The following is a 20,851-nucleotide window of genomic DNA, read 5'->3' as shown; positions in this document are numbered from 1 at the left end:
TGATGGCTAGACTGTACACGACTCCTCAGACAAGTAGAGAGGTCACCATGATGGTGAGCCAGGTGCAACGACACCCGCTGGCGGCGCAGGCCGCCGAATTGCTGTTGAACCGGATCCGCGACGGCGAATGGCCGCTCGGGCACCGGATACCAGGTGAGACGACGCTGGCCGCCCAGCTGGGCGTGGGGCGCTCCACCGTGCGCGAGGCCATCCGAGAACTCGCCGGCCGTGGTGTCGTCGAAAGCAGGCAGGGTGCCGGCGTGTTCGTCACCGCACTGGACACCGCCGAGGACTGGGACGTCGTCCTGCGTCGCGCCACCATCGCGACCGTCGTCGAGGCGCGCATCGCCATCGAGTCCGAGGCCGCCGCGCTGGCCGCCGACCGTCGGACACCGGCGGATCTGCGGGAGATCCGCCGCACGCTGGCCGCCCGCGGCGTCGAGGGCCGATCGATCCCCAACCACGTCGATGCCGATATGGCGTTTCACCGTGCGGTCATCGCGGCCGCTCACAACGAGGTGCTGCTCGGCCTGTTCGACGCCTTCCTGCCGCGACTTCGCGCCGCCATGATCGACATGCTCAAGATCGCACCCGTCGCCAGCGCGGCCGCCGACCACGATTGCCACCGGGAACTGGCCGACGCCATCACCGCACGCTCGGCCGCTGCCGCATCCGCGGCCAGCCGAACCCACCTGAGCACACTGCGGGAGACCTTCTCATGACGCCCGTCCTCGAGCTCGCCGATGTCACCTTCCGCCGGGACGGTAAGCAGATCATCGACGGCATCTCGCTGACGGTGCAGGCCGGCGAGCACTGGGCACTGCTCGGTCCGAACGGGGCGGGTAAGAGCACCCTGCTGGGTTTCTGTGCGGCAGTGACGTTTCCGAGCAGCGGTACGGTCACCATCCTGGGGGCGCGGATGGGCACCACCGATCTGACAGTCCTGCGTCGCTCGATCGGCCACGTCAACCCCCGGCACCGGCTGCAGTACCCGCTGACCGTGCGTGAGGTGGTGCTGACCGGTGTGACCGCCACCGTCGACACCGCGGCGCGCTGGACCCCGAGCGCCGAACAGATCCGCCGCGCCGACGAACTGATCGACACCGTCGGGCTCATCGCCCGCGCCGACGCGGTGTGGCCGACGTTGTCCCATGGTGAGCGCGGCCGCACGTTGATCGCGCGCGCCCTGATCGCCGATCCGAAGCTCCTGCTGCTCGACGAACCCAGCACCGGCCTGGACGTCGCGGCGCGCGAACAGCTGCTGGAGACCATCGACACGCTCGCCCACACGCATCCGGAGATGGCGTCGATCCTGGTCACCCACCACCTCGAGGAATTGCCGATCAGCACCACCCACGCCGTGCTGATCGGTCAGGGTCGCACCGTGGCCAGCGGGCCTGCCGTCACGACGTTGACCACCGAGCATGTCAGCGCGGCTTTCCGACATCCGGTGACCGTCGGGTTCGAGGACGGCCGCTGGAGCGCACGGGCCACCCGCGCACGGGCGCGACGCTAGTTCTGCGCGGCGGCGTTGCGGCGGCGCCGCGCCTCACGGTGGCGCGTCACGGGCGCGGTGTCGATGACCCGATGGGCCATCGTCGCCAGGAAACGCGAGGGCTGCAGGTTGGCGGGCACCGCATCGTGGCGGATCACGACATTGGGCAGCGCCGCCACAGCCTGATCGACGGCCGCCGTCTCGACATCGACGATCTCGAACAGGACGTCGGGGTCCGCCTTCTCGATGCTGTCGACCTCATCGCCGGGGGTCTCCCCGATGGCGGATACCCCGTCGTCATAGTCGATCATCACCAACGCGACCGCGTGGTACGCGTCATCCTCGGTACCGAGCTTGCCGAGCAGATCGACCATCCATTCCGCCTTGTCGGGCTCGGAGGTCAGGATCGTCGAGCGCAACCCGTAGACGAACCCGAGCGCCGCCAGCGGGTGCCGTAACCGCAGGTTCTTGGCATCGCCGTAGCTCTCCTCGACGCGGTTCGCGGCGTTCTTGCCGAAGCTGGAATCCATCCGCTTGGTGCTGATCAGCAGTTCGGGACCGGTATCCCAGTCGGACATGATGACATCGACCTGCTTCATGTAATGCTTGCCCAAAACACTTGCGCTGGAAGCGGATACGCCCTTCATCGAGCGCCGCAACCGCTGCTCGATCAGCTGCCGCTCCCGCACCGGCAGCGCCTGCAGCAGATGGGAGATCGCACCGGGCATGATGCGCGGGTCGGTCGCGCGCGGCCAGACCGCGTCGGGATCGAAGCCGGCACGGCGCAACTCGTAGGCCATCCACACATCCAGCGCCAAGGCGGGCACGCCGGTGGTCGACGGTGCACCCAGGTACAACGGCACACCCAGCAGCTTGCGCAACACCCGGAAGTCGGGCTCGAAGCTCAACGCGTCACCGGTGCGGATCCACGGGTTGGTGTACTGGCCATCGGGCGCGGCATCGGCGACGATCCGGTCGAAAATGGCCCACGCGGTGGCCTTCGTGGACGGTTCAGCGGGCACGGCGCGACCTTACCGCCCGGCGAGTTGCCAGCGAATGACGAGCCGCCCGAACAGATTCCAGATCGGCTTCCAGAGCCAGCGCGTCGTCGACCAGTGCCACCGCATCGAGCAGCCTGCCGCGCGACAGCAGAGCGGCCACGCTGCGCCGCACCGCCCGAAGCTCGGCCGCTCGCCCCGCCACGACCTCGGGCGCGGGCACCAACCAGCGGTCCGCTTCTCGCGGTTCGATCTTGAGCACGCCGCCGCCATAGGCGCGCCCCACCATCTCTGCGTGCAACACCGTCACCGAGTTCAACGCGGCCAGCGGTAACAGGTCGCGGCCGAGAGCGGCGTGTTCGGCGCGCAGGTACACCCCGTGCACCGAATTCAGGTGATGCGCGTGCGCGCGATTGGTGACCAGCCGCGGCGTGTCGGCGTTCATACAGGTCAGCAGCAGGTCCGCCGGGGCGAGCAACGGCACGCGATACCACGGTGTGCGAACCCGACATTTGTACGCGAGGTGCACCCCGGCGGCCTGGCCCGCCGCGATGTACCGCTGCGCGGCGGTCGAGGGTCGGTCACCGGGCCGGAACAGGTGCACCGCACGCCCTTCGGCGCCGAGGGCGCTGAGGTGCTGGGCCGAGAGCGCCAGCCCGCGCAGATGTGCGCTGCCCGGCGGCGACAGCGTCAGCAGGTCAGCGTCGTCGAGACCGAGTTCGGCGACGCGCTCCGGCGATAATGCGAAGTAGCCGTTGTTGCCGGTGACCATGCCGAGCGTGGTCTCACCCCAGCGTTCCAACACGTCGAAGTGCCCCGCGGCCTGCAGGCCATGCAACACCTCGACGGGGCGTTGCCCGATCAGGCCGCTGACCCATTTATCCGAGGGATCTTCGGGTGACCAGTGTCGTTGTACCAGTTTGGTATTCAGCGAATCCGCGTTGCGGGCACGGTGGATGACGGCGTGCCCGGAGGGGCCCGCGTCGAACCCGTCGGCAAGCAGCAGCACCACATCGGCCTCCGCCCCGGGGAATACCTGCTCGTCGAACATCACCAGCTCGACGCTGGCGAACCGGTCGAACAGGAACTTGCGGACCGCGGCGGCATAGTTGACGCTGAGCAGTTCCGCAGGCAGCACCAGCGCCATCCGGCCACCGGGAGCCAGGAACAGCGCGGAATGCACCGTGAACGCCGCCCAGCTGGACGCCAATGCCGAGAGGGTCACCCCCGCGTGCAGCGCCGCGCGGCGCGACTGGGCCCGCTGCTTACCGCGGAAATCCTGATACCGGATATAGGGCGGGTTGCCCAGTACCGCGGTGTAGGTGGGCCGCGGGGTGACATCGAAGAAATCGGCGGTGCGGACCGTCGCCCTGCCACCGGCCTGGGCCACCCGGCGCCGGGCGGTGGCCGCGCTGGCCGCGTGGATCTCGACACCGTGCAACTCGGGGGTTTCGACCCCCAGACCGCGCAACCGTTCGGTGGCGGCGACCAGGAAGGCCGCATCGCCGGCGGAGGGCTCGAATACCGTGTCGGCGGGGCCCCGGACGGCCCAGTCGGCCAGGTACCGGGTGATCGACGTCGGGGTGAAGAACGCGCCACGCGCCTTGCGTGCGGCAGCGCTGTCTTCGGTCACCCCGTCATTCTCAACGATGGCACCGACAAAACCGGTCAGCCGTCCCCGAGCAAACGGTCGGCGTCGAAACAACTGTGGTCACCGGTGTGGCACGCGCCGCCCACCTGATCGACCTCCAGCAGCACGCTGTCCCCGTCACAATCCAGCCGAACCGAATGTACGTACTGGGTGTGGCCGGACGTGGCGCCCTTGATCCACTGCTCGCCGCGCGAGCGGGAGAAGTAGGTCGCCTCGCGAGTTTCCAGCGTGCGGGCCAACGCATCGTCGTCCATCCAGGCCACCATAAGGACGTCACCGCTGCCCCGCTCCTGGACGACCGCAGTGAACAGTCCGTCGGCGTTGCGTTTGAGCCGCGATGCGATGGCGGGGTCGAGAGCCATCAGCTCAGTCCTCGGCTCTTCGCGCAAGCGCTCATCGCACCTCGATGCCGTCGGCGGCCATCGCGGCCTTCACCTCACCGATCGTCAGCTCACCGAAATGGAAGACGCTGGCCGCGAGCACCGCGTCGGCACCGGCGTGCACGGCGGGGGCGAAATGATCCACCGCACCGGCTCCACCGCTGGCGATCACCGGCACCGAGACGGCCTCGCGGACCGCGTGCAGCATCGGCAGATCGAAACCCGCCTTGGTGCCATCGGCATCCATCGAGTTCAGCAGGATCTCCCCCACACCCAGCTCGGCACCGCGGCGAGCCCATTCGACGGCGTCGATCCCGGTACCCCGGCGCCCACCGTGGGTGGTCACCTCCCAGCCCGACGGCGTCGGCTCCTGGTCCGGGGGCACCGTCCTGGCATCCACGCTCAGCACGATGCACTGCGAGCCGAACTGACGGGACAACTCGGCGAGCAGTTCGGGCCGGGCGATGGCGGCGGTGTTGACCGACACCTTGTCCGCGCCGGCGCGCAGCAGGATGTCGACATCGGCGACCGACCGGACCCCGCCGCCCACTGTCAGCGGGATGAAGACCTGCTCGGCGGTGCGACGCACCACCTCGAGCATGGTGCTGCGTCCCGACGAGGACGCGGTGACATCCAGGAAGGTCAGCTCGTCGGCCCCGGCCGCGTCGTAGGCCGCGGCCAGCTCGACCGGATCACCGGCATCCCGGAGGTTCTCGAAGTTGACACCCTTGACCACCCGGCCGTCGTCGACGTCCAGGCACGGGATCACCCTGACTGCAATCGCCATTTCAGTAATCCTCCGGTGCCCCGGCGGCGGCCACCAGCTCCAGGATGTCCTGGTGGATACCGGGCGCGGCGGCCAACGCCGATTTGGATTCGATGGTCCACGGTTGCCCGGCCAGGTCGGTGACGATCCCACCGGCTGCCCGCACCAACGCCACACCGGCCGCGTGGTCCCAGACATGGTGACCGAAACTGATGGCACCACCCAGGATTCCGGATGCCACATAGGCCAGGTCGACCCCGGTGGCCCCGTGCATGCGGATCCGCGAGGACACCCGGCTCAGGTTGGCGAGCACCTCGACGCGGTAGCGGCCGGGGAACCGGCCCTGCGAGTCGATGTTGAAGGTCTGGATACCGATGATGGATTCGGCAAGCCCGGTGGTGCCCAGGGTGGGCAGCTCGGTGCCGTTGTCGCGCAACGGCTCACCGACGATGGCGGTGTATCGGTTACCGACGAACGGCAGCCACGTCAGCCCGGCCACCGGAGTCCCCTTGTACAGCAGCCCGAGCAGGATCGCGGCCATCGGTGAGCCTGCCGCGTAGTTGAACGTGCCGTCGATCGGGTCGAGCACCCAGACCAGCTCGGAATCCAGCGGTTCCCCGCCGAACTCCTCGCCGTGCACCCCGATGCCGGTGCGCTCGGTCAGCGCCGCGACGACCTGCCGCTCGATGGCCAGGTCCACCTCGGTGGCGAAATCGTTGCCCTGCTTGCGCACCGCCGAGTCGGCGCGATGACCTACCACGAACTGGCCCGACGCCTCGTCGAGGATCTGGGTGGCCGTCGCGACCAGGCCGGCCAACTGCTCGGATTCGAGCATCAGCCGCTGACCGCGCCGAGTGCCTCGGGAAGGGTGAATCGCCCTGCGTAGAGCGCCTTTCCGACGATGGCGCCCTCGACCCCGCGGTCGGTCAGGGTGGCGATGGCCCGCAGGTCATCGAGGCTGGACACGCCACCGGAGGCGATCACCGGCGCGTCGGTGCGCTCGGTCACCGACGCCAGCAGCTCCAGGTTGGGACCGTTGAGGGTGCCATCCTTGGTGACATCGGTGACGACGAAGCGCGAACAGCCCTCGCCGACAAGGCGATCCAGCACCGGCCACAGATCGCCGCCGTCGGTCTCCCAACCGCGGCCGCGCAGCCGGTACTCGCCGTTCTCCAGTTTCACGTCCAGACCGACGGCGACCTTGTCACCGTGCTCGGCGATCGCCGCGGCGCACCACTGTGGGTTCTCCAGCGCTGCGGTCCCGAGGTTCACCCGCCGGCACCCGGTGGCCAGCGCGGCGCGCAGCGATTCGTCGTCGCGGATACCGCCCGACAGTTCCACGGCAACGTCGAGTTTTCCGACGACCTCGGCGAGCAGTTCACGATTGGAACCGCGGCCGAAGGCCGCGTCCAGATCGACCAGATGGATCCACTCGGCGCCGTCGCGCTGCCAGCCCAGTGCCGCGTCCAGGGCCGAGCCGTATTCGGTCTCGCTGCCGGCCACGCCCTGAACGAGGCGTACCGCCCGTCCCTCGACGACATCGACGGCGGGAAGAAGAATCAATGACACGTGCGGTTACCTTACTTGTCGTCTCAATCGAGGCTGTCGACCCAGTTGCGCAGCAGCGTCGCACCGGCGTCGCCGCTCTTCTCGGGGTGGAATTGGGTGGCCGAGAGCGCGCCGTTCTCGACGGCCGCCAGGAATGGCACCTCATGTGTCGCCCAGGTCAGCGTCGCGTCGGCGGAGCCGGTCCAGGTCTGTGCCGCATAGGAGTGCACGAAGTAGAACCGGGTGTCGGGGTCGAGGCCCTTGAACAGGGTGCTCTCCGATGGTGCGTCGACGGTGTTCCACCCCATGTGCGGGATGACGGGCGCGTCCAGGCGCGTCACCGCACCGGGCCATTGGGCGCAGCCGCGGGTCTGCACCCCGAACTCGACGCCCTCGGTGAACATGATCTGCATTCCCACGCAGATTCCCAACACCGGCCGCCCGGCCGCCACACGCTCGTCGATGAGGCGCTCACCGTCGATCGCACGCAGCCCGGCCATGCACGCCTCGTACGCGCCGACGCCGGGCACCACCAGACCATCGGCCTGCAGCGCCGCGGCGGGGTCGGCGGTGACCTCGACCTCGGCGCCGGTGCGCTCCAGGGCGCGCTGCGCCGAGCGCAGGTTCCCGGAGCCGTAGTCGAGGATGGTCACCTTCTTCGAAAGTCCCACGGTTACAACGTGCCCTTGGTCGAGGGCACACCGGTGACCCGCGGATCGAACTCGACGGCCTGGCGCAGCGCGCGGGCGACGGCCTTGAACTCGGCCTCGGTGATGTGGTGCGGGTCGCGACCGTAGAGGGTGCGCACGTGCAGCGCGATGCGGGCGTTGAAGGCCAGCGACTCGAACACGTGCCGGTTGATCACGGTGTGATAGGGCGCGGTCGCACCGGCACCGGATCCGGCAATGGTGAACTCCACCATGTAATCGGGTTCGCCGGTGTGCACGAAGTACGGTCGGCCGGATACGTCCACCGCGGCATGGGCCAGCGTCTCGTCCATCGGGATGAAGGCGTCACCGAAGCGGCGGATACCCCGCTTGTCGCCGAGGGCCTGCCCGAGTGCCTGGCCCAGCACGATGGCGGTGTCCTCGATGGTGTGATGGCCTTCGATCTCGGTGTCACCCTTGGCGTGCACCGTGAGATCGAAGCTGGCGTGACTGCCCAGCGCGGTCAGCATGTGGTCGAAGAACGGCACGCCGGTGGTGATGTCGACCTGACCGCTGCCGTCCAGGTCGATCTCGACGACGATGTCCGATTCGCGGGTCTTGCGTTCGACCTTGGCCCGGCGGCTCATGAGACTCCTTGGTTCTGCGTTAGGACGCCGGATTCGGCGATCGTGGCACTCACATCGAGGAACACATCGTTCTCTTCGGCGAGGCCGACGGTGGTCCGCAGGTAGCCGGGCACGCCGACATCGCGGATCAGCACGCCGGCATCGAGATAGCGCTGCCAGACGGCCGGGGCATCGGCGAAGCCACCGAAGAGCACGAAGTTGGCGTCGCTGGGGATCACGCGGTAACCCATGCCGGACAACGCCGCCGCGATCCGGACACGCTCGGCGATCAGCGTCCGCACACTGCCCAGGGTTTCGTCGGCATGGCGCAGCGCGGCGCGCGCGCCGGCCTGCGTCAGTACCGACAGGTGATACGGCAGCCGGACCAGCAGGATCGCGTCGACGACGGCGGGATCGGCGATCAGGTAACCCAGCCGGCCGCCGGCGAAGGCGAATGCCTTGCTCATGGTGCGGGTGACGATGAGCTTGGCCGGATGGTCCGCGATGAACCCGATGGCGCTGGGCTGGGAGGAGAACTCTCCGTATGCCTCGTCGACGATGACCACACCGGGCGCGGCGTCGAGCACCCGGCGCAGCTCGTCCGGGGTGACGCTCTGGCCCGAGGGGTTGTTCGGGCTGGCCAGGAACACCACGTCGGGGCGGTGCTCGGTGATCGCCGCGACGGCACGATCGATGTCCAGGCCGAAATCCTCGGCGCGGGCGGCCTCCAGCCATTGGGTCTGGGTGCCGTCGGAGATGATGGGGTGCATCGAATAGGACGGCACGAAACCGATGGCGCGCCGGCCAGGCCCGCCGAACGCCTGCAGCAGCTGCTGCAGGATCTCATTCGATCCGTTGGCCGCCCAGACGTTGTCGACGCCGACGTCGACGCCGGTCTGGGTGCGCAGGTACTCGGCGAGATCGGTGCGCAGTGCCACCGCATCGCGATCGGGATAGCGGTGCAGTTCGGCGGCGGCATCACGCACGGACTCGGCGACGTCGTCGACGAGCGCCTGGGTGGGCGGGTGCGGGTTCTCGTTGGTGTTCAACCGCACGGGTACCGCCAATTGCGGTGCACCGTAGGGAGATTTGCCGCGCAGACTGTCCCGCAGCGGCAGGTCCTCGAGGGTGATCTTGGCCGCGCTCACTGCTCGAACCTCCGTCGGACGGCCTCGCCGTGGGCGGGCAGATTCTCCGCCTTGGACAGCGTGATCACATGACCGGCAACATCTTTGAGCGCGGCCTCGTCGTATTCGACGACGTGGATACCGCGCAGGAACGTCTGCACCGACAATCCGCTGGAGTGCCGGGCGCACCCGGCGGTGGGCAGCACATGGTTGGACCCGGCGCAGTAGTCGCCGAGGCTCACCGGGGACCATGCCCCGACGAAGATCGCACCGGCCGAGCGCACCCGGGCTGCGACCGCTGCGGCATCCTCGGTCTGGATCTCCAGGTGCTCGGCGGCGTAGGCGTTGACGACCTTCAACCCGGCCTCGACATCGTCGACGAGCACGATCGCGGACTGTGCACCGGTCAGCGCGACGGTGACCCGCTCGCGGTGCACAGTGGTCTCCAGCTGGGCGGCCACCTCGGCATCGGCGGCGTCGGCCAGCGCCACGCTGTCGGTCACCAGCACGCTGGCGGCCATCTCGTCGTGCTCGGCCTGGCTGATCAGATCGGCGGCGACATGCCGCGGGTCGGCGGTGTGATCGGCCAGGATCGCGATCTCGGTGGGGCCCGCCTCGGCGTCGATACCGACCTGGGAGCGACAGATGCGCTTGGCCGCGGTCACGTAGATGTTGCCGGGTCCGGTGATCATGTCGACCGGATCCAGCTCTTCACCCGAGGTGTCGGTACCGCCGTAGGCCAGCAGCGCCACCGCCTGCGCGCCGCCGACCGCCCACACCTCGTCGACGCCCAGCAGCGCTGCCGCGGCCAGGATGGTCGGGTGCGGCAGACCCTGGAACGCCGGCGGGTTCGACGCCTGGGGCGGGCTCGCGATCACGAGGGAGTCGACACCGGCGGTCTGGGCCGGCACGACGTTCATCACCACGCTCGACGGGTAGACGGCGTTACCGCCGGGGACATAGAGCCCGACGCGCTCGACCGGCACCCAGCGTTCGGTGACGACGGCGCCGGGACCGAGTGTCGTCGTCGTGTCGGTGCGGCGCTGGTCGGCGTGCACGATCCGGGTGCGCTCGATGGCGACCTCGAGCGCGGCCCGCACATCGGCATCCAGGACCCGAAGCGCCTCATCCAGTTTGTCGGCGGGCACCCGGACGGAGTCGGGCCGCACGCCATCGAAGGACTGACCGTATTCCAGCGCGGCCACCGCGCCGCGGGCCATGACATCGTCGACGATGGGACGGACCCGGGGAACCACGGCGTCGACGTCGACCCCACCGCGCGGCAGGGTGGTGCGTAGCCGGGCCACGGAAAGGTCCGCACCGCGCAGGTCGATGCGGGACATGAGCGATCCTGATGACGTCACGGGACTATTGTCCCAGAGCAGGCCAAATCGAATTCGGGAGCCGTCATGTCCGCGTCACCTTCACGAAAAGAACATCCCAATAACGCCGCCGGTGTGCCGATGCTGGTACCGCCCGCGCTGGAGAACTTCCAGATCAAATACATCAATCCGCTGATGACGCCGCTGAGCCGCAAGCTGCCGGGGATGAGTGTCATCCGGCACACCGGGCGCACCTCCGGGACCGCCTATGAGACGCCGGTCACCGCGTACCGCAAGGGCGACGTCCTGGCGATCGGGCTGATCCACGGCAAGACCAACTGGGTCAAGAACGTACTGGCCGCCGGATCCGCAGACATCAAGGTCTCGGGCAAGGACCTGCATGTGGTCAACCCGCGGGTCCTGCCCGCAGGCACGGTCGACCGCTCGCTGCCGCTCATCGCCAGGGTGATGCTGCGCAAGACCGGGGTGTTCGTCGCCGATATCGCCTGATACTGCCGTCAGAAACCGGTTGCGCTCTCCTGGAACAATCTGAGGCCATGACCTGGCAGGTATGGCTGGCGTTCCTCGGCGCCGCGATCGCGATCAGCATCGTTCCCGGACCCGGCGCGGTGCAGTCGATGGCCACCGGGATGTCCGAAGGCCTACGGCGCGGCTGGTACAGCGTGCTCGGGCTGCAGATCGGCCTGATGCTGCAACTGGTGTTGGTCGCCGCCGGTGTCGGTGCCATCGTTGCCAATTCGGCGATCGCGTTCACGGTCGTCAAATGGCTCGGCGTTGCCTACCTGGCCTACCTGGCGATCCGGCAATGGCGCACGGCGCCGCGGGATCTGCGCGAGGAGATGGACGCGGTGACACCGGGCAGCCGGCGCGCTCTGGTGCTGCGCGGATTCCTGGTCAACGCGACCAACCCCAAGGGGCTGGTCTTCTTCCTGGCCGCACTCCCCCAGTTCGTCACTCCGGCCATGCCGCTGCTGCCCCAGTATCTGGCGATCGGGCTGACGATGCTCGCCGTCGACATCGCGGTCATGGGCACCTACACCGGCCTGGCCGGGCGGATGGTCGGCTGGCTGCACAATGCCCGGCAGCAGACCATCCTCAACCGCGCCATCTCGACGATGTTCGCTCTGGCTGCCGTCGTGCTGTCACTGGTCCGCCGGGCCGCACCCGCCTGAGCCAGCAAATCCCATTTGGGCGCATTTTGTTGCCCAAGGAAGCCCTTTCCGCGCCGATGAATCGCCACAGCGATGACATCCGCTGGGCAGTCCCCGCTCGCCGTAAACTGACAACACCGTAAATACGCGCAGAAACCGCTGGTGTGCCGTAACTTCTGGCGCATGGCCGATCCCACAGCGCCGCCACGCCGGCGTCGATTGACCCAGAAACCCGCTGCTTTCGCACTCGGCATCGGCATCCTCGCGGTGCCGCTCATCCCGGTGACAGCTAATGCGGTCCTACCCGAGCGGGACTGGTCGGCCGATGCCGAAGAAGTCACGCCGGTGGAGTTGGTCACCGACGACGGAGAGCGCATCGCAATCGGCGCCATGGACGGCTGGCAGATCATCGATCGAGGATCGTCGGTGATCATGCGCGAGGACGGCAACCTCGTCCTGATCCAGGCCTACGACCGGATGGACCGTGACCCCGCGGCGGTGGCCCAGCGACTGATGCGGGCCAACCGCGTGGACGGGGTCAGCGCCGCGCTCGACGGCGGGGTGATCAGCGGCAACGGTGCCACGCTCTCCGGCGACACGTGCGTCGCGGTGACCACCGACACCACCGGAACCTGCGCCTTCCTCTACGACGACGATGTCGTCGTATCGGTGATCGCCCTCACCGATCCGGCCAGCCAGGGCCCCGACATCGAGACCATCGCCGGCCTGATCACCAGGGAGAAGCAGCAGTGACCCAGACCGAGGCACCCGCCACGTCGACGCCGAATGTCGTACCGGGCCCGGCCGGGCCTGCCCGGGTGCCGGTGGTGTACCGGCCACGTTCAGCGGTGTTCTGGCTGTACGTGATCACCCTGGTGGTGAGCACCTACCTGCTGCTGAGCGCCAACGGCAGCGCCTTCGGCATGGTGATGGACGCACAGCTTTGGTTGGCGCCCCTGTGGATCGGCTTCATCGTCGTTCTGTTCTGGTTGATGTTCAAATTCGACCCGTACCGCAGCGCGCGGCGCTACCCGCAGGCGCTGCTCGCCGGAACCGCACTCGGTGGCACCACCGCATTGGTGATGGCCGTCAACGGCAACACCGCCCTCGCCGGCGTCTGGTCGCGGTATCTGTCGCCGGAGACGATGGCCGCCTGGGAAGCGTCCCTCACCGCGCCGATCATCGAGGAGGCATCCAAGGGCATGTGCGCGGCGGTCATCCTGGTGCTGTGTTCGTCGGTGTTCCACCGGATTTCCCACGCGTTGCTGGTCGGGATGTTCGTCGGGTTCGGCTTCGACGTCATGGAAGATCTGACCTACGCCACCCGGGAAGCGATCTACAGCCTGGACTCCGATCTCGCCGGTGCCGGCCCCCAACTTCTGGTGCGGGTGCTGACCGCCGTTCCCGCGCACTGGGCGTACACGGGGCTGTTCGCGGTGGGCGTCATGCTGCTGTTGCCGACCTTCACCGGTCCGCCGCAGTGGTCCTATGCACGTCGGGTGCTGCTCGCTCTGCCGCTGATGGCGGCGGCCTCCTTCATGCATTTCTTCTGGGACTCACCCATCGGCGGCGCGTTGGTCAAGATCGCGGTCACCCTGGTGGTGTTCCTGATTCCGGTGTTGTGGTTGCTGCGTTTCGAACGCCAGTGGGTGACCGAGCGCATCGCGGCCGGACGCGCCGACGGGACCCTTGCCGCGGTGCCCGACGAGGTACTCGACTCACTGGCGACGGCCAAGGCACGGCGCCGGCTGCGCAAGCAGGCTCGGCGCAGCGGCGGACGGCGCGCCAAGAAGGCCATGCGACACGCGCAGAACGACGCGCTCGAGCTGCTGCAGTCCTCGGGCTGACTGCACTGAACTGGCAGGTCAGGCACGCGGCGGCTGGTAGCTGACCACCGGGCCCGTCGGTCTGGTCGATCAGGGAGCGCACCGCCTCGACGCCATAGCCGAGTCGGCGGGCCACCCCGGGTGAGCGTGCCCTGCTCGCTGCCCAGATCCTCTCGCAGCGTACGAATCATAGGCACCGCGGTGGTCTTTTTCTTCAGAGCTGTCACTGCGGGTGGAGCACATCGAAATCGGAGTTCTACAACCCATACAACTGGCCGACGAGGACTGCCGCGGGGCTCGCCGCCGGACCGTCGACGACACTCGAAGATCGGCATGATCAGCCCAGTCGAGTTTCCGTCGCACTCAGCCGACACATGCCGCCCGGCCGGTGTCCACCATCCCGGGGGCCGTGGTCAATACGTTCCAGCAGGCAGCACCATGCCACTCGCGATGGCTACCGCACCCCGTGAACTGCCGTCATCCGCATGTACCTGAACACCGCCTCGGCCCGGTTCGACGCCTTCAACTTGCGCAGAATGTGCTTGACGTGCGTCTTGACCGTGCCCTCCGAGATCACCAGATGAGTGGCGATCGCACCATTGCTCATACCTTCTGCCATCAGCGAGACGACCTCGATCTCCCTGCGCGACAACAGCATTTCGATGCTCGAATTGGCCGCCAGCGATGCCGCCACCGGCGGCGTCGCGTGGTCCGCGAGGTGCCCGCGCGGGCGTCCGAGGGTCGTGCGGGCCGAACAGAGGTCGTCAGCGGACGTGGCGATATCACGCGCCATCCGCTGGATCTCGTCGCGTGCGCCGCGGAGTCGCTCGCTGAGCGCTGTGCGCTGGAAGGCGTAACCGAACCCCTCGGTGAACATCCACAGGACGGCGAGGTCCTCCTCGTCGACGTGCCGACGGCTGAGGTAACAGTCTGCGTGCAACATCCCGATGACGCGTCCATCGGGCATGATCGGTGCGGCGACGTAGGACCGCGACAGCGAGGCCGCACCGATGGCCGCGTTGATGCGCGGGGCGTGCTGCGCATCGCGAACAAGGACCGGCGCGCGGCGCCGCATGATCTCGCTTTCGACCAGTAGGTGATCGATGCGCGCCGGGTTCGCGCGACCGGCCTCGGCAATCTCGTTGGCCCACTGCGGGTCTGCCCGGACGTGGACGTTCTCCACCCACCATGTCGACTCTTCGACCCGGGACACGATCACCCGGTCGAAACCGCACCTGGCCAATTCGGCGGGCGCCCGTTCCAACATCTGTTCGACCGAGTCGACTCCGTGCAGACGCGAGAGCGCGTTGCGGGTGGCGGCGTACCGTTCGTTGCGCTGCGCCGCTCGCACCTCCGCCAGTTGCACGCGCAGGTCGGCCAACTCGGTCAGCAATGCGACACAGCGCGCCGTGGCCGGACCGATCACGGCGACATGGTTCGAGCCGGCCAGACCCGACAGTTGCGTGCGCGCCGAGTCCAGCGCCGACTCGATCGTGGCGAAGTCGCGCTCGTCGTCGATGACAGTGGTGCCACCGAAGCCTGGCAGCGCGGCCACTCGGTGTAGCACAGCGGAGATCCGCGCACGCAGCGCGTGATCGCGCAGTGGCGCGCCGACCACCGACCAGTCATCCAGCGGGGTCCCACCGACCTCCGGAGGCGTCGACGCATCCGTCGGATCGACGTCGAGAAGCGGGACAAAGCTGCTCAGATCGGGAACCTCAAGGGTGGCGGTAGTCACATCCACAACGGTAGAGAGACCCATCCCACTAACCTATGGAAGCCGGTTCCAAATCCTGTCCGTTCATCTGGAAGTTACTTCCAGTCGTCCTGGCAAACGTCGCGCTCCGGCTGACCCGAACCCGCAAGACCGCCTGGACTGAGGTTGGCGCTGACTTCGGCCAACCGCAACGCCGCCTCCAACTCCAGCCGTCGTTCGGACAGCGAGCACGAGAGGAGCTCTTTTGCCTGCTGAACGCGGTACATGACGGTGTTCTGATGCACACCCAGCCGCTCCGCGGTCCTGCTCCAGCTCATGTTCTCGTGGAAGTAGACCACCAGCGTCGCCCTCAACCTGCGATTGCGTTCGGTATCAGAGCTAAGCTCGCCGAGCTCGTCCTCGACGAATTCCCGTGATGCCGACAGATCGTGGGTGAGCAGCGCGGCCAGCGCCACCTGGCGGTGATGCGTCACCGTTCCGGCTGCGTGCGCGAACACGCCGGCCATGCGGCGCGCCTCCTTGGCATGCCGGTGGGACCGGGCAAATCCGTCCACCCCCGGGCTGGGCCCACCGATCGAGGCGAGCAGCGGGCCGTCGATCGTCAGCTCACCGGCAAGCTCGTCGGCGAGTGCCGGCCCGCTTGTCCATGCCCAGACCATGGCCGAACCCGCGGGCACCACCAGTAGCTCCATGCCCTTGAGTTGATGAGCCAACTGTGCGGCCGTTCTCTTCAAAGCCTGCAGCGGTGGCTTGTCCGGGTTGCGCGGATCAGCCCACACCATCAGGCCCATATGCGGTCGATCGAGGTTGTAGCCCAGCGCAGCGCTGGTGGCGTGCAGGTCCACGGGACGCCCAGCGAGGATGGCGAGGACGAGCTCGGCACGCACCGAGTCGGCACCGCGCACCCATAACTCGCGTTCCCGCTGGTAGTGATCGACGAGATCACCGGTGATCTTCTCGCAGTACTCGTAGAGGTAGTTCAGCGCCGCATTGGTGAGATTCCACTTCACGTCCTCCGAAGCGGCGAGGCCGTGCACCGCTTTCCGCAGCGCCGCATCACACAGGCCCATCCCGATCACATAGCAACGCGGTATCGCGGCAACGCTGATACCGCGCTGGGCCATGGTGGCCACCCAGCTGAGCGTCAGCTCCGGTGGCTGCACGAACGCCGGGTCTTCGGCTCCGGCAAAGCCACGCAACACGGCGTGCACGTTGCTCAGGGCGGCCTCGACGGTCAGTTGCTCCAGGTCCTTGTCCTGGGCGTTGTGCAGATCGGCGATCACCTCGACGGCCCGCAGACCGATCCGCTCGGCGAGGTCGTTCACATCGATCTTGGCAGCCACCGCGGCGGCGTCGTCGGGCGTCATCTGCACGAGTTCTTGAGCCAACTGCGCCCCCAATATGTGCTCAGCGATCGAGTGACGGTAGCACCAAGCCTGTGCTGCAAAGGTTCATTGATCAACGTTGCCGAGTCAGCCGAAGGCAACGACGGGCTTGATCACGGCGCCACTTGTCGATGCCGCGATTGCTTCGTTGATCTGAGCCAGCGGAAACGTCTCGATCAGTCGGTCGAACGGGAACTTGCCGTCGCGATACAGCTCGATGAGCACCGGCACGAACTCGCGTGGGTCGGCGTCACCCTCGATGACTCCGGACAGCCGCCGGCCCAGCAGCAGATGGCCCTGATCGATCGTGATGTCGTGCTGGAGCCCGTGGAACCCCACGGTGGCGCAGTGGCCGGGTGAGCTGAGAATTTCCAGCGCCTGACGTATCACCAGATTCGAACCGACCGCGTCCAGCGAACAGTTGACCCCATTCGGCACCAGGTTCATCACGTCCCAGACGAGGTCTTTGGTCTCCGCCGGGTTGATGCAGTGGGTGGCACCCAGTTCGCGGGCCAGTTCGAGACGCGCCGGGTTCATGTCGATGGCGATGATGGGCTCGCAATTGACCGCCTTACCCGCCATCACCGCGGCCAGACCGACTGCGCCCAGCCCGAATACCGCAAGGCTGTCACCCGGGCTCGGACGCAACACGTTCATGACGCTGCCCGCTCCGGTCTGCAGACCGCAACCGAGGGGCCCCAGCAGGTGCAGCGGCAGATCCGTGGGGACCTTGACCGCGTTGCGTTCGTTGGCGATGGCCAGGCTTGCAAACGACGACTGGCCAAACCAGTTGCCATGCACGTCCTCGTCGCCAGACCGCATGGTCACGGTGCCGTCGAGCCGCTCTCCGAAGTAGTTGAGCGGTGCGAACAGTTCGCAGTACGCCGGGGTCTTGGTGGTGCAGGTCCGGCATTCCCCACAGAAGTCGTAGCTCAACACCACGTGGTCACCCACTGCGAGGGTGCGCACACTCGGACCGACCGCCATCACGACACCGGCCCCTTCGTGACCGAGGACGGCGGGCAGCGGCAGCGGGACGAGTCCTTCTGCCGCCGAGATATCGGTGTGGCAGATGCCCACCCCGGCAATCTGGACCAGCACCTCGTCGCTCACCAACTCGGCGAGCTCGACGTCCTCCAACGACAGGGGCCGGCCCTCTTCGCGAAGCACGGCCACCTGTGCGGTACGGACGGTGTGTGCACGGTGGTCCAGCGTGCTCACCGGGGAAGTGGTGTCAGTCAACGGATTCTCCTGTCAGAAGTCTTTTTTTCAGGCCGAGGCGTCTTTTCCGGCGACCAGTTCGCGGTAGATCGGGAACAGCGGCTTGGTCAGGGGGACCAGCTTGAGGATCTTGTTGACCGGCCCCTTGGCCTTGACCTGACCTTTGGCCAGGCCCACCCCGAGGTTGTACTCACCGCGCCAGAACTTGTTGCCGATATCGGCCGTCATGTAGAGCTTCACGTCGGCTTCTTCGTTGTCGGCGCCATCGAAGACCTCGATCTTGGGTTCCCGCAGACGCACCGTCATCGCGGCATCCGGATCGGTGTAGTACACCTGCAAGTCGATGTCCGCGCCCATAAGTTTGGGGCCGACCTCGGTGTCGTTGGCGGCACGGAACACGCCGCCGAGGTACTGGTAGATCTCTTCGGCGCTGTTGTAGTAGGACATGAGTTCCTCTCCGAGGGTGGATGTTTCGATGTGAATACGGATGTCAGCGTGCGGTCGGTGTCCAGCGCACCGGCAGGGCGTGCACCCCATGGATGAAATTGTTGACCTGGAAGTCGGGCTCCCCGACCACGGTGATGTCGGGAATGCGGGTGTAGATCTCGGTGAGCACCGACCGCATCATCTGACGCGCCATCGCGTTACCCAGGCAGAAGTGCGGACCTCCGGCACCGAAACCCAAGTGGTCGTTGGGATTACGCATGATGTCAAATTTTGCCGGGTCATCGAACTGCTGGGGATCACGGTTACCCGAGCAATACCACAGGACCACGTGTTCGCCCGCCTTGATCTCCGTGTCGCCGATCATCACGTCCTCGGTGGCGGTGCGGCGAAAGTGCATCACCGGACTGGCATGTCGAACGATCTCCTCGACGGCACCCCCGACCCGGCCCGGGATGTCCTCCAGGAGCAGTGCCCGCTGGTCGGGGTTATCCGACAGCAGCCGGACCGCATGCGCGATCGAGTGCCGGGTGGTGTCGTTGGCCGCCGAGCCCAGCAGCGAGAAGAATGCCGCGATCTCCCACTCTTCGAGGGTCTTTCCTTCGAACTCCGCATTGACGACCCAGGTCATCAGATCGTCCTTGGGATCCTTACGCCGCTTCTCCGCCTGGGCCAGCGCCACGTCCTGGATGCGCTCGGCCTCCTCGGCGTGCGTCGTGAGCGCATCGCGGCCGAGCGACATGCGTGGGTCGTCCCAGGCAAGCATCCGTTCGGCGGCTTCCATCACGATGTGCTGTTCTTCGCTGTCGCGGTCCAGGCCGAAGAAGTGCGCGAAGATGCGTCCGGGCACGTACTTTGCGTAGTCCTCGGAGAAGTTGCCCTCCCCTCGTTCGATGATCTCGTCGAGCCGCTCGCGTGCGTGCTGGGCGATCCATTCGGAGATCTTGCGCACGTTGCGCGGAGTGAACGCCTTCTCGACGACGCCACGCATCTTGCGGTGATCTTCGCCGTCCATCACCAGGAAGGACGCCGTTGCGGTGAGGACGATCTCGGGCATGTCCTCCATCAGCACGCCCTTGCCCGAGCAGAAGAGCTTGGGGTTGCGGGACACGTAGCGGCAATCCTCGTGCCGGGTCACCGACCAGAACCCGGGGGTGTTCTCGTCGGGCGGCAACAGCGTCGACTCGAACGCCCGGTGGTAGGGCACCGGGTTCTCGGCACGGAAGTGCGCGAAGGCCTTCTCGCGATCCTCGAAGTTGCGGCTCCAGAACGACCGGGCGGACAGGTCGAGGGCGGGATCGGTGATGACTGGGTGCTGGGCGGTGCTCGTCATGACCAGAACGTTGCCACCAGCGAAAACTCCTGACGATCCGGCGCATGGGGCAGGTGTATCTCTCGTTGGGGGTGCCTACGGTGCACCCCGAGATCGATCACGCTCCCGCCGCCGGTGCGGAGCACCGCTGTCATACGTCGAGCACCAATGTCGGCGAGAGCGACCGTGACACGCAGATCATCATGTAATCGTTCTCAGCCTGCTCGTCGGCGCTCAACACCGAGTCACGGTGATCGGGCGTGCCTTCCAGCACCCGGGTCTCGCACGTGCCGCAGATGCCTTCCATGCAGGACGCCAGCATGTTGATACCGTTCTCCCGCAACGTCTCCAGGATCGACTCACCGCGGCCGATGGTGACCGTGACGCCGGATGTGCGGCACACCACGTCGAAAGTGTCCAGCGCGCCCTCCGCTGGTGCCAGCGCGTCTGGCCTGGCCGCGAACCGTTCGACGTGCAATGCCGAAGCCGGCCAGTGCGAACAGGCCTGTTCGACAGCGCAGAGCAGGCCTTCGGGCCCGCAGCAATACACCAGGGTGTCGTCGCGACTTTCCCTGAGAACGCTGTTCAGATCGAGCATCCCGAGCTCGTCCTGCGGCCAGAAGGTGACCCGGTCACCGTAGCCGGCCAGCACGTCGGCGAACGCCATGGACGATCGCTGCCGACCGCCGTACAACAAGTGCCAGTCGGCGCCGTCCGCTTCGGCCCGTTCGATCATGGGGATGATCGGCGTGATACCGATGCCACCGGCGATGAACTGGTATCGGTCGGCGGGCTGCAACGGAAAATGGTTGCGCGGTCCACCCACCCGAATTCGACTGCCCTGGACGACGCTATCGTGCACGTGCCGGGACCCGCCGCGCCCGCCGCGCTCCAGGAGCACCGCCACCCTCCACCGGTGGCGGTCATCCGGGCTGGAACACAGCGAGTACTGCCGCACGAGCACATCGGTCAGCTCGAGATCGATATGCGCGCCCGCAGTCCATTCCGGCAGCGGTCCACCCGCCGGATCCTCCAAGACCAGTCCCACCACACCGTCGGCCAGATCAGCACGATGGGCGACGACGAGTTCGAGCGCGTCCTTCCGCGCCGGGTCCGTGTCGGTCACAGACACCCTTCCTTCCACGACTTCTGATCCCTCCGAGACTTCTGACTGCATCTCACGAGCGTTCGTCACCCCTGTCATCGGCGACAGC

The 20,851-nt window shown here is 67.1% G+C and carries 22 protein-coding genes; 6 read left to right on the top strand and 16 right to left on the bottom strand.

Features of this window, described 5'->3' with window-relative positions; all coding sequences use genetic code 11:
• The first annotated feature begins 50 nt into the window (after positions 1-50).
• Positions 51-722, top strand: a complete 672-nt coding sequence (locus G154_RS19240) for a FadR/GntR family transcriptional regulator (protein WP_023985760.1) — start codon at positions 51-53, stop codon at positions 720-722.
• Positions 719-1,516, top strand: a complete 798-nt coding sequence (locus tag G154_RS19235) for an ABC transporter ATP-binding protein (RefSeq protein WP_019512070.1) — start codon at positions 719-721, stop codon at positions 1,514-1,516. Before G154_RS19240 ends, G154_RS19235 begins: the two co-directional genes overlap by 4 nt.
• Here the strand turns inward: G154_RS19235 and G154_RS19230 are convergent.
• The 10 genes from G154_RS19230 to hisD are packed head-to-tail and all read right to left on the bottom strand — an operon-like array spanning position 1,513 to position 10,581.
• A complete protein-coding gene (locus tag G154_RS19230) occupies positions 1,513-2,517 on the bottom strand; it encodes a hypothetical protein (protein ID WP_019512071.1) in 1,005 nt (334 codons plus the stop codon). The genes G154_RS19235 and G154_RS19230 overlap by 4 nt on opposite strands.
• Complete coding sequence (locus G154_RS19225; RefSeq protein ID WP_019512072.1) at positions 2,507-4,126, bottom strand: N-6 DNA methylase; 1,620 nt, start codon at positions 4,124-4,126, stop codon at positions 2,507-2,509. The genes G154_RS19230 and G154_RS19225 overlap by 11 nt, the downstream gene beginning before the upstream one ends.
• A 35-nt stretch (positions 4,127-4,161) precedes the next feature.
• Positions 4,162-4,506, bottom strand: coding sequence for a phosphoribosyl-AMP cyclohydrolase (hisI, locus tag G154_RS19220; RefSeq protein ID WP_019512073.1), 345 nt, complete (start codon positions 4,504-4,506; stop codon positions 4,162-4,164).
• A gap of 31 nt (positions 4,507-4,537) precedes the next feature.
• Complete coding sequence (gene hisF / locus G154_RS19215; protein ID WP_031601489.1) at positions 4,538-5,311, bottom strand: imidazole glycerol phosphate synthase subunit HisF; 774 nt, start codon at positions 5,309-5,311, stop codon at positions 4,538-4,540.
• 1 nt (position 5,312) lies between these two features.
• Positions 5,313-6,125, bottom strand: coding sequence for an inositol monophosphatase (locus G154_RS19210; RefSeq protein WP_019512075.1), 813 nt, complete (start codon positions 6,123-6,125; stop codon positions 5,313-5,315).
• Positions 6,125-6,859, bottom strand: coding sequence for a bifunctional 1-(5-phosphoribosyl)-5-((5-phosphoribosylamino)methylideneamino)imidazole-4-carboxamide isomerase/phosphoribosylanthranilate isomerase PriA (priA, locus tag G154_RS19205; protein WP_019512076.1), 735 nt, complete (start codon positions 6,857-6,859; stop codon positions 6,125-6,127). The genes G154_RS19210 and priA overlap by 1 nt, the downstream gene beginning before the upstream one ends.
• A 23-nt stretch (positions 6,860-6,882) precedes the next feature.
• Entirely contained in the window at positions 6,883-7,509 is a 627-nt protein-coding gene (gene hisH, locus G154_RS19200; protein ID WP_031601488.1) for an imidazole glycerol phosphate synthase subunit HisH, read from the bottom strand.
• A gap of 2 nt (positions 7,510-7,511) precedes the next feature.
• Complete coding sequence (gene hisB, locus G154_RS19195) at positions 7,512-8,132, bottom strand: imidazoleglycerol-phosphate dehydratase HisB (RefSeq protein WP_019512078.1); 621 nt, start codon at positions 8,130-8,132, stop codon at positions 7,512-7,514.
• Positions 8,129-9,259 (bottom strand): histidinol-phosphate transaminase, encoded by a 1,131-nt coding sequence (locus G154_RS19190; protein WP_019512079.1) that lies wholly within the window; start codon positions 9,257-9,259, stop codon positions 8,129-8,131. Before G154_RS19190 ends, hisB begins: the two co-directional genes overlap by 4 nt.
• Positions 9,256-10,581, bottom strand: a complete 1,326-nt coding sequence (hisD, locus tag G154_RS19185; protein ID WP_031601487.1) for a histidinol dehydrogenase — start codon at positions 10,579-10,581, stop codon at positions 9,256-9,258. The genes G154_RS19190 and hisD overlap by 4 nt, the downstream gene beginning before the upstream one ends.
• Positions 10,582-10,647: 66 nt before the next feature.
• Here hisD and G154_RS19180 point away from each other — a divergent pair, with 66 nt between their 5' ends.
• From G154_RS19180 to G154_RS19165, 4 genes are all read left to right on the top strand, one after another.
• Complete coding sequence (locus G154_RS19180) at positions 10,648-11,070, top strand: nitroreductase family deazaflavin-dependent oxidoreductase (protein WP_019512081.1); 423 nt, start codon at positions 10,648-10,650, stop codon at positions 11,068-11,070.
• 47 nt (positions 11,071-11,117) lie between these two features.
• Positions 11,118-11,753: a LysE family transporter gene (locus G154_RS19175; RefSeq protein ID WP_019512082.1), complete on the top strand. Its 636-nt coding sequence runs from the start codon at positions 11,118-11,120 to the stop codon at positions 11,751-11,753.
• A 162-nt stretch (positions 11,754-11,915) separates the two neighbouring features.
• Positions 11,916-12,485: a hypothetical protein gene (locus tag G154_RS19170; protein WP_131701313.1), complete on the top strand. Its 570-nt coding sequence runs from the start codon at positions 11,916-11,918 to the stop codon at positions 12,483-12,485.
• Positions 12,482-13,579, top strand: coding sequence for a PrsW family intramembrane metalloprotease (locus G154_RS19165; RefSeq protein WP_019512084.1), 1,098 nt, complete (start codon positions 12,482-12,484; stop codon positions 13,577-13,579). Before G154_RS19170 ends, G154_RS19165 begins: the two co-directional genes overlap by 4 nt.
• Before the next feature lie 433 nt (positions 13,580-14,012).
• On the opposite strand, the gene G154_RS19160 is transcribed toward G154_RS19165, so the two are convergent.
• From G154_RS19160 to G154_RS19135, 6 genes are all read right to left on the bottom strand, one after another.
• Positions 14,013-15,296, bottom strand: coding sequence for a LuxR C-terminal-related transcriptional regulator (locus G154_RS19160; RefSeq protein WP_162181526.1), 1,284 nt, complete (start codon positions 15,294-15,296; stop codon positions 14,013-14,015).
• 74 nt (positions 15,297-15,370) lie between these two features.
• Positions 15,371-16,642: a CdaR family transcriptional regulator gene (locus tag G154_RS19155; RefSeq protein WP_019512086.1), complete on the bottom strand. Its 1,272-nt coding sequence runs from the start codon at positions 16,640-16,642 to the stop codon at positions 15,371-15,373.
• Positions 16,643-16,747: 105 nt separating this feature from the next.
• The gene (locus tag G154_RS19150; protein WP_045546524.1) at positions 16,748-17,830 is read right to left on the bottom strand and encodes an NAD(P)-dependent alcohol dehydrogenase; all 1,083 of its coding nucleotides are present in this window, start codon (positions 17,828-17,830) and stop codon (positions 16,748-16,750) included.
• Positions 17,831-17,929: 99 nt separating this feature from the next.
• Positions 17,930-18,328 (bottom strand): SCP2 sterol-binding domain-containing protein, encoded by a 399-nt coding sequence (locus G154_RS19145; RefSeq protein ID WP_019512088.1) that lies wholly within the window; start codon positions 18,326-18,328, stop codon positions 17,930-17,932.
• A gap of 43 nt (positions 18,329-18,371) precedes the next feature.
• Complete coding sequence (locus tag G154_RS19140) at positions 18,372-19,658, bottom strand: cytochrome P450 (RefSeq protein WP_019512089.1); 1,287 nt, start codon at positions 19,656-19,658, stop codon at positions 18,372-18,374.
• 130 nt (positions 19,659-19,788) lie between these two features.
• Positions 19,789-20,763: a PDR/VanB family oxidoreductase gene (locus G154_RS19135; protein WP_019512090.1), complete on the bottom strand. Its 975-nt coding sequence runs from the start codon at positions 20,761-20,763 to the stop codon at positions 19,789-19,791.
• Positions 20,764-20,851: the final 88 nt, after the last annotated feature.

The sequence above is a fragment of the Mycobacterium sp. VKM Ac-1816D genome (assembly GCF_000416385.1).
Lineage (GTDB): Bacteria > Actinomycetota > Actinomycetes > Mycobacteriales > Mycobacteriaceae > Mycobacterium > Mycobacterium neoaurum_A.
Note: the sequence above shows the minus strand (reverse complement) of the source record. Positions and strands in the feature narration are given on the sequence as shown.

Coding starts and splice junctions, on each gene's coding strand:
- hisD (WP_031601487.1), bottom strand. CDS start 10,581: ATGTCCCGCATCGACCTGCGCGGTGCGGACCTTTCCGTGGCCCGGCTA.
- hisF (WP_031601489.1), bottom strand. CDS start 5,311: ATGGCGATTGCAGTCAGGGTGATCCCGTGCCTGGACGTCGACGACGGC.
- G154_RS19155 (WP_019512086.1), bottom strand. CDS start 16,642: ATGACGCCCGACGACGCCGCCGCGGTGGCTGCCAAGATCGATGTGAAC.
- G154_RS19210 (WP_019512075.1), bottom strand. CDS start 6,125: ATGCTCGAATCCGAGCAGTTGGCCGGCCTGGTCGCGACGGCCACCCAG.
- G154_RS19140 (WP_019512089.1), bottom strand. CDS start 19,658: ATGACGAGCACCGCCCAGCACCCAGTCATCACCGATCCCGCCCTCGAC.
- hisI (WP_019512073.1), bottom strand. CDS start 4,506: ATGGCTCTCGACCCCGCCATCGCATCGCGGCTCAAACGCAACGCCGAC.
- G154_RS19180 (WP_019512081.1), top strand. CDS start 10,648: ATGTCCGCGTCACCTTCACGAAAAGAACATCCCAATAACGCCGCCGGT.
- G154_RS19175 (WP_019512082.1), top strand. CDS start 11,118: ATGACCTGGCAGGTATGGCTGGCGTTCCTCGGCGCCGCGATCGCGATC.
- G154_RS19170 (WP_131701313.1), top strand. CDS start 11,916: ATGGCCGATCCCACAGCGCCGCCACGCCGGCGTCGATTGACCCAGAAA.
- G154_RS19235 (WP_019512070.1), top strand. CDS start 719: ATGACGCCCGTCCTCGAGCTCGCCGATGTCACCTTCCGCCGGGACGGT.
- G154_RS19240 (WP_023985760.1), top strand. CDS start 51: ATGGTGAGCCAGGTGCAACGACACCCGCTGGCGGCGCAGGCCGCCGAA.
- G154_RS19145 (WP_019512088.1), bottom strand. CDS start 18,328: ATGTCCTACTACAACAGCGCCGAAGAGATCTACCAGTACCTCGGCGGC.
- hisB (WP_019512078.1), bottom strand. CDS start 8,132: ATGAGCCGCCGGGCCAAGGTCGAACGCAAGACCCGCGAATCGGACATC.